Raw genomic sequence first — 7,994 nt, 5'->3', positions numbered from 1 at the left:
ATTGCGTTCCTTGCAGCTTCATTTCATACACAAGCATAGATTATCGGCATCAAGCCACGATAAACTTATGTTAGCATAAAATAATCCGTCGTGAACGACGGGGCTTTAAACCTGCTTCTCTTGGTAACCCAATCAATTGATCAACCGGAACAAAAAAGGAAAAATCAGGTATAAATTGTTAACAGAATCGAGGGGGAGATGACATTCTCCAACTGCATAACTAAGAGAAGGCAAGATGTATATAGAGATCAACCCCCTACAGGCGGATCTCAAACCCGGAGAAAAGCAATGAGCAGTGAACTAATGGAATGTCCTAAATGTAACAAGCAGACCCTAATTCAGTACCAAAGCGATTTATATCAGTGTCTAAGCTGTGATTTTGAACTAGACTTTTCTCAACCCATAGAGGAAGACTATCCAGAAGAGGATGATTCAGGAAGTGGAATTTTGGCTTTCTTTGTCGTTGTTTTTACAATCTTTGCCTTGATTTGAGGGAGTGGGAAACTTGAGGAAAAGAAATATATAGATCAATCATCTATAGTTTTCAGGTTTGGGGATAGGGATACAGGGGAAGAGGCAACCCGAAAACAGCGATCGCCATTTTTAAACGCTCAAATCATTAACAAGAAATAAAGTTTGGGCTAAACTGATTTTGAAGAAAATTTAACGGATGGCTTGCTCCGCTTCTCTATGAAACTCCCGCGACCCCCCCTGATTCTACTGTTTTTGTGCTTGGTGACGATGATTGCCACCGTTACACTGACTCAAAATGATCGCGTCATCGCTCAAGAATTTCCTCGTCCTGCTGTTGAACTCGCCAATCAAAATATTGGCTTACTGGAAACCTGTGGAACCCGACCCCAAGCGAAGCGCCCGGGTAATCCAGAATTAGGGCCTGTTGTCGAAGTTCCGGCTTCTCTCTATCGGTTTCGTCGTCCTGTGAACTGGCAAAATTCGGCGGCAAGCAATTATGCTCAACCGAGTTCAGTCGGTGCGCCGAGAGAATATCAAGCCCTCGCCAACCGCAGCAACTACGGACAACGATATCTCTACGATGTCAATGGTAAACCTGTGACGAATACTCCGATTGTCGTGCTGCACGAAACGGCAGCCACAGCTCAAAGTACGATTAATTTTTTCCAAACCTATCACACCTCTGAAGACGATCAAGCGAGTTATCATACTTTAATTACGCTCAACGGCGATGTTGTCTATATTGTTCCGCCGGACTTAAGAGCATTTGGTGCGGGAAATTCTATATTTCAGGGAGAAGCGGTGCAAACTGATGCCAAGTTACCGTCTTCTGTGAATAATTTTGCTTATCATGTTTCTTTAGAAACGCCTCCGAATGGGCTAAATGGTGGCTCATCTCACAGTGGATACACGATGGCGCAGTATCAATCTTTGGCTTGGTTAGTCGCTCAAACCGGCCTACCGGATGATCGCATTACCACTCATAAAGCAGTAGATCGTTCGGGAGAAAGGTCTGATCCGCGTAGTTTTGACGAACAGTTATTCTTTCAATTGCTGCGTAACTATCCCCGAACTCGAGAAATTGTGATTGGCTGTCAAGCCCCTTATCGCAATCAATAAATTTTTTTTGACGAATTTTATTGATTGGAAGTATAGTAAACATATGCTGTAAAAAAAACTTGGTTTTGCCAGCATTATCAGCTTCTCAGTCTTTCTGGTAAATGATAGCTTTGACATTTGTATAGCCGTTGAGATTGGGTGTAAGATTTTATCTATTTTTCAAGCCAGACCGTTTCTTTTTCATCGGCTGAGAATCAATCTCAGGGTGTTACAAGTCTCTGAGAAATAAGCTTGGTGTTGGGCTTGAGTTGGGTTTGCTATTTGATCAGGGTAGAACATTAAGATGTTGAGTTAACTTTTTAGGGGGGTTATTTATTAATAATGACTGTTGTTAAACCCGAATTACAACCGCAAAGACCTCCATTTAAACGTTCACCTTCTGAAGTTGAAGATTGCCTTAAAACTTTAGGTGAAGACTGTTTAATTTTGCTCGATTTAGATGAAACGCTTTTTCTGCGAAACTCAACAGAAGAGTATTTGAATACCCTAAAACCTCGAATTTTAGGCGCTATACTGCTGATTTTGTTGGATGTTCTCAAACCTTGGAATTTTCTACCAGGAAGCCTTAAAGGAGAAATCTCTCGTGACTGGTTGCGAGTTATGATTGCAACCTTAATCTTTCCTTGGACAGTCTTTTTTTGGCAAGGAGAAGCCAAGAAACTTGCTGAACTCTATAGCAATTCACAGCTAGTTAAAATGCTGGCTCAAAAACCCAAGTCAGCAATTGCGATCGCCACTTTGGGATTTAACCCCATTGTCTATCCGTTGATTAAGCATCTTCCCTTAGAAGTGGGTGCAACTGTGGCTTGTCGGTTTTGGCGAGGGGGTGCCGATCGGGTCAAAGGAAAGTATCAGTTAGCCGCCGATCAATTGGGTAAAGAGCAAGTTGCCCAAGCGATCGCCATTACAGACTCTGCCAACGATAACCCTTTGCTTGCTGCTGTTGCTGAACCTTGTCTAGTGACTTGGCCGGAAGCGGAATATGTTCCTGCTTTGTCAGACACTTACATTCCATTTTTCTACTTAGAACGAATTAAACGACCCGGTGAGAAATACTTTCTGCGGGTGATTCTGGCAGACGACTGGCTGGTACTGATTTTTGCAACAAGCTGGATCAGTCCAGTACCCGTTTTACACGCTGGTATGCTGTTGTTCTTCCTGCTGTCGTTTTGGTGTATTTATGAAGTGGGTTATCTCGAAAATGATCGAGTCGCCGAACAATTTGAAAAAAGCCCAACCCTCTCCAATACCTACTCTATCTATAAAAGAGAGATGAAATGGCAGCAACCTTGGATTTGGGCGGCAATTTTGGCAATTCCTGGGTTGCTCTTGCTAAACTCAATCCAAAGTCAATTTTTCGTAGAGTATTTTACGAATACTATGACTGTACAAGTCATCAGTGTCACGCTATGGATTGCTTTGCTGGTGCTGGTGCGAATCAGTTTTTGGGTGTATAATTATATCGATAAGCAAACGCGAACCTGGCTGTATCTGATTTTGCAGGCTTACAAGACCTTCGGCTTTTTACTGCTGACCCCAACGAACGTAGTCGGAACTTTGCTTTTTTCTGCTCAAGTTCTCAGCCGTTGGATTTGTTATTTGACCTATCGTTACGCTCACAAAGATTGGTTAAACCTTCCGGGTGAACTGCTTCGTTGCTTGATTTTCAGCTTTCTGTTGATGGCGATCGCAGTGGGAACAAGAGATGTTCATGTGTTGTGGAATGGACAAGCTTTTGTAATTTTTATCTGGTGTTTGTATCGAGGACGACTTCAACTTTTGAGCATTTTGAATCAAGCTCATTGTATTCATCAGGATCGGTGGGAAGTCAAACCTTAAATCTTCGATTTTTTTAGCCTGGGGTTAGCAGCATTTTCCAGCTTCTCCCAGGCTGTAATTTAAGGATTAAACTCCCAAACGACCCGCCGCACCTCGTTGTAGGGCTGTGACGCGCTGTGTATTGGGAAAAATGCCTTCTCCTTGCAGTTGGGTGAGTGCTGGCTTAATTTCAACTTTAATCACTTTCTGGGTGGAGATCATCACTGTTTGTTCCGCCAGATGAAAGATTAACCAAGGTTGGTTTAACATCTGCTGTAACTGTTGTCCTAAATCACTTGCAGCTATTGGAATGCTTAATGTTTCTGTTTGACCATTTTCATAATAAAACGTTAGCTGTGTATTACTGGTTTGCATTGCTGCAAAAGAACCTTTTGCCATGATTAAACCCTCAAGTTAAATAGTTGACATCTTCTATAGCAGAAATCAGGAGACACCGAGACAGGAGACAGAATTGAAACCTTTATCATAAAAGGATTTGACAGAAAAACAGTGTCCTAATCAACTCTTTCTCTGCTATAGCAGTTAAATTTTAATCTAAAAATTCCCCTCACCCAAAATTTAAGGCCTAGTAGGAGGCTACTAGACCTTAAAGATAATTTTACTAAGTTGACTCAAGCAGATTGTAAGGAAGTTAGATAGAGGCAAATTAGTTGAAGATTAATTAGGGTTTACACAACTGACAACCATCTCGGCTAACAGGCCTGATTTTAAGTCGATACAGACTTTGATTATGACACTGACCCCAAACTCTACTCATAACGGGTTGAATCTAGAGAAGTTTTAGGGGGGCGAATTACCCTCTACAGCGTCAACAAGATATAGGCTGATGATGTGAACCAGAGGGGTTGTACAGAAGTTGATTAAAGCAGAGGGACACAACTTTAATCGGGGAGTTTTGAATAGCGGTTGGGCTTTCAATGTGTCCTATTAATTTAATAAGTTAGCATAGCTTTTCTCTGAGAAAAACCCCTCTCTAAAAAAGTTGACATAGCTTAACATCTTGAGACATTCAGGAACATTTAACGCAAAATGACAATCCACGTTTGACCCCCCACAACTCCATCGGGTTTGAGTTTATACTGTTCCTGAGCCGCTTTAACCGCCGCTTGGGTTTCCGGGCCGAAAACTCCATCGGCTTGACCTCGGAGAAACCCCAAAGCCCGCAAACGTTCTTGTAGTCCAACCACAGCTTCTCCCCGCATTCCCAAGCGCAACACCGGAAAACTGGCTCTGGCGGTTGATGAATTTTCCTCAGAACCCGCAGGGGAATTACAAACACAGTCTGTAGCCTGCGAGGTTGGCGCTGAAGAGGTCTCATCCGGTGGAAATAGGCGATCCCATGTGGCTTGGTTCGTCACGCCTGTAACGGGCAAATTTGCCGCCGCTTGAAATTCAGACACGGCTTTGGCGGTACTTTCGCCATAAACCCCATTCACCTCTGCGGTGTAGTAACCGAGCAACTTGAGAGCGGCTTGTAACTCCGAGACTTCTACCCCTTGGCTACCTGTTCTGAGAACCGGACGGGTTAGGTTTTGTTGAACTAATTTTACGTTAGGGGTTTGAGCGATCACAGGGAAAGCTTGGGGGCTTGCTCCCCCTGATGTCAAACTGATCAACAACCCAGTCAACACAATGTCAATGTATTGCCGCAACTGCACAGCACTATTCCTCCACACCAAAAGAAAGAATTCAGGTTCAATCTTAAAACGAAGCAGGTCAGTTGAACGCTTGCACCGCAGTTTCCGGGCCAACGAGAGACAGATAGGGTTCCATCACAAAATAATGATCAGCCGCAGCATGAACATCATCGGCGGTTACTGCTGAAACATCAGCCTGAAATTGGGTATCAAACTCAATTCCTAACCCTAAACTTTCATACCAGCCATAGACTTGGGCAAGTTGAGCGTTGGTTTGTTTTCCGAGAGCATATTGACCGAGAAGTTTGTTTTTGGCAACTTGTAATTCGGCTTCTGTCAGAGGAACTTTAACCAAACGTTCGACTTCTGAGCGTAAACTGTCTATAGCGATCGCTGTATTTTCCGGTGCTGTTCCCATGTAAACGACAAATTGGGAGCAGTCTAAACGAGTCGGATAAAAAGCAGAAACATCATAGGCTAAACCCCGCTTTTCCCGCAATTCGACAAACAGACGACTCGACAGACCATTTCCTAAATAGGTGTTGAGCAGTTTCAAAACCGCATAGTCGGGACTATTCACCGAACAGGTGAGATAGCCTAACATCATCACAGATTGTTGCGTTTCTTGGGAAATAACGGAGGCTTGAGGATTGGGAGTTAGAGTGGGTAAAATTAATCGGGGTAAGGGTTTTTCCTCGGTTTTCCAATCACCAAAAATCTGATTGACTAATTCTAGAGCTTGTTCAAAGGTAATATTCCCGGCGATGGAAATAATCAGTTGATCGGGGCGAAAATAAGTTTGGTGAAAGGCGACGATATCCTCACGACTCACCTGAGAAATGGTTTCTTCTGTGCCTAAACTTGAGAAAGCGTAGGGATGATCCCGATACATGATCTGGCGCAGGTGATCAAAGGCGACAGAAAAGGGTTGTTCCTGCTGAGAACGAATTCCTTGAATGGTGATCCGTCGCTCTAATTCTACTTCTTCTGGGGGAAAGGTTGGCGATCGCAACAGTTGACCGGCTAAACTCAGAATATCCGCAAAGTCTGCACTGACTGTTTTGAGACTGATCAAAAAATAGTCGGTTGAGGTATCCGCACTCAGACGGGCGCCAACAGACTCAACTCGTTCGGCTATTTCTAAAGAAGACTGATTTTCTGTTCCTTTTGTCAAGGCTGCGGCTAACAGATGAGACAGTCCGGCTTGATTTCGGGTTTCCCAGCAACTTCCGGTTCGTACAAAGATGCGAGTCGCCACAATGTCTGCTGCTGGGTTTTCGGTTACTAAAACCACAATGCCATTGTTGAGAACTGTACGATGGATGTTCCGGCTTGAGGTTGTTTGAGTTAACGTTTGAGTCACAGTTTGTCGGTTGGTCTTGGTTATAACGTGATTTCGGTGTAGGTCTGTCTGTTTTTGAATACAGTTAGACTCAGGGTTGAAAAATCTACACCACATACCCCTTCATGGCTCTATCATTATTTTGATTTAGCTGTTGTCATACTCGATACGATTAGGCTTTCACTGAATCTCTTGCTAGCTTAGACTAGGTTGGTGCGATCGCAGACCTTTTTGTTATCCGGTCAAGGCTGAGAAGGTTGAAGCCGATGAATCAACCGATATCAGCCGATTGCCAATCTAATCAAAGTTACAAAATTTGTCCTGGAGGTTCGTACTTATGAATACTATATCTCAATCGACCTGTCCAGTGTGTGGGTCTTCGGAATGGAATATATTTTTTGAGATGGCGGATGTTCCAGTTTTCTGCAATCTTCTGTGGCCAGATCAACAAGACGCGCAAAATTGTAACCGAGGGGATCTGCATCTGGCGTTTTGTTCTCACTGTGGTTTTATTAGTAATGTGGCTTTTGATCCGGCTCGTTTAGAGTATACCCAATCCTACGAAAATGCGTTGGATTTTTCACCTCGTTTTCAAGAGTATGCTAAATCTTTGGCAATCCGTTTAATCGAACGTCATCATCTTCAGGAGAAAACGATTCTCGAAATTGGCAGTGGAAAAGGAGAATTTTTAATTTTACTGTCTGAACTCGGAAATAACAAAGGAATTGGTTTTGACCCCAGTTATGTTCCGTTAGAAGAACATCAAAAAGCACAGGATAAAGTTGAATTTATTCAAGACTATTATTCGGAACGTTATGCTGAGTATCAAGGCGATTTTATTTGTTGTCGGCATACGTTAGAACATATTCCGCAACCGATGCAACTGTTAAAATCAATTCAACACACGATTGGAGAGACGAAACCGTGGATTTTCTTTGAGGTTCCCAATGCTTTAGATACGTTTGAACGCTTGTCAATTTGGGATATTATCTACGAACATTGTGGTTATTTTTCGCCTGTTTCTATGACTTATGCGTTTTCCTGTTGTGGATTTGAGGTCGATAATATTGAAGAGGACTTTAACGGACAATTTCTCTGTATTGAGGCGCATCCGGGTGAAATCGTAACAACGTTAACGGCAGAACAAACGGAAAAGATTCAACAATTCGCTGAAGAGATTCAACGATTTAAAACTGTATTTGATCAAAAAATTATGACTTGGAAAAATAAACTGAAAGCTTATGTTGCAGAAGGGAAACGGGTTGTGGTTTGGGGTGCAGGTTCTAAGGGTGTGACCTTTTTAAATTTCCTCAAAATGCAAAATCCCATTGAATATATTGTTGATATTAATCCTCGCAAACAAGGAATGTATGTTCCCGGAACCGGACAAAAAATTGTTCCGCCGGAGTTTTTGTCTGAGTATAAACCGGATGTTGTGATTGTGATGAACCCGATTTATCAAGATGAAATTAAAACAATGCTGGCAAATATGGGTTTAAACTGCACCTTAGAAACAGGCGTTTAGGAGACAGTTTACAGTGAACAGTGAACAGTTTACAGTGACCAGCTTTTACAGTTTACAG

General features: G+C 42.7%; 7 protein-coding genes. 4 read left to right on the top strand and 3 right to left on the bottom strand.

Translation table 11 applies throughout. The features are described from left to right. The first annotated feature begins 288 nt into the window (after positions 1-288). The 3 genes from VB836_RS25205 to VB836_RS25195 all read left to right on the top strand — a co-directional run bounded on the left by VB836_RS25205 (position 289) and on the right by VB836_RS25195 (position 3,432). Complete coding sequence (locus VB836_RS25205) at positions 289-492, top strand: hypothetical protein (protein ID WP_323223615.1); 204 nt, start codon at positions 289-291, stop codon at positions 490-492. Between the two features lie 249 nt (positions 493-741). Continuing rightward, positions 742-1,593, top strand: a complete 852-nt coding sequence (locus VB836_RS25200) for a peptidoglycan recognition protein family protein (protein WP_323223614.1) — start codon at positions 742-744, stop codon at positions 1,591-1,593. Between the two features lie 321 nt (positions 1,594-1,914). Continuing rightward, positions 1,915-3,432, top strand: a complete 1,518-nt coding sequence (locus VB836_RS25195) for a haloacid dehalogenase-like hydrolase (protein ID WP_323223612.1) — start codon at positions 1,915-1,917, stop codon at positions 3,430-3,432. Positions 3,433-3,498: 66 nt separating this feature from the next. Here the strand turns inward: VB836_RS25195 and VB836_RS25190 are convergent, their stop codons facing one another. The 3 genes from VB836_RS25190 to VB836_RS25180 all read right to left on the bottom strand — a co-directional run bounded on the left by VB836_RS25190 (position 3,499) and on the right by VB836_RS25180 (position 6,432). Beyond that, positions 3,499-3,810 carry a hypothetical protein gene (locus tag VB836_RS25190; RefSeq protein WP_323223611.1) on the bottom strand — a complete coding sequence of 104 codons (312 nt, stop codon included), beginning with the start codon at positions 3,808-3,810 and terminating at the stop codon, positions 3,499-3,501. A 641-nt stretch (positions 3,811-4,451) separates the two neighbouring features. After that, positions 4,452-5,090, bottom strand: coding sequence for a peptidoglycan-binding domain-containing protein (locus VB836_RS25185; RefSeq protein WP_323223609.1), 639 nt, complete (start codon positions 5,088-5,090; stop codon positions 4,452-4,454). 58 nt (positions 5,091-5,148) lie between these two features. Continuing rightward, on the bottom strand, positions 5,149-6,432 hold the full coding sequence (locus tag VB836_RS25180) for a M16 family metallopeptidase (protein WP_046280102.1): 1,284 nt from the start codon (positions 6,430-6,432) through the stop codon (positions 5,149-5,151). A 316-nt stretch (positions 6,433-6,748) separates the two neighbouring features. Between VB836_RS25180 and VB836_RS25175 the strand changes: the two genes are divergently transcribed. Beyond that, positions 6,749-7,936 (top strand): class I SAM-dependent methyltransferase, encoded by a 1,188-nt coding sequence (locus VB836_RS25175; RefSeq protein WP_323223606.1) that lies wholly within the window; start codon positions 6,749-6,751, stop codon positions 7,934-7,936. Positions 7,937-7,994: the final 58 nt, after the last annotated feature.

This window comes from Limnoraphis robusta BA-68 BA1 (assembly GCF_034932365.1).
Classification (GTDB): Bacteria; Cyanobacteriota; Cyanobacteriia; order Cyanobacteriales; family Microcoleaceae; genus Capilliphycus; species Capilliphycus robustus.
This window is presented reverse-complemented; position numbering and strand designations above follow the sequence as displayed.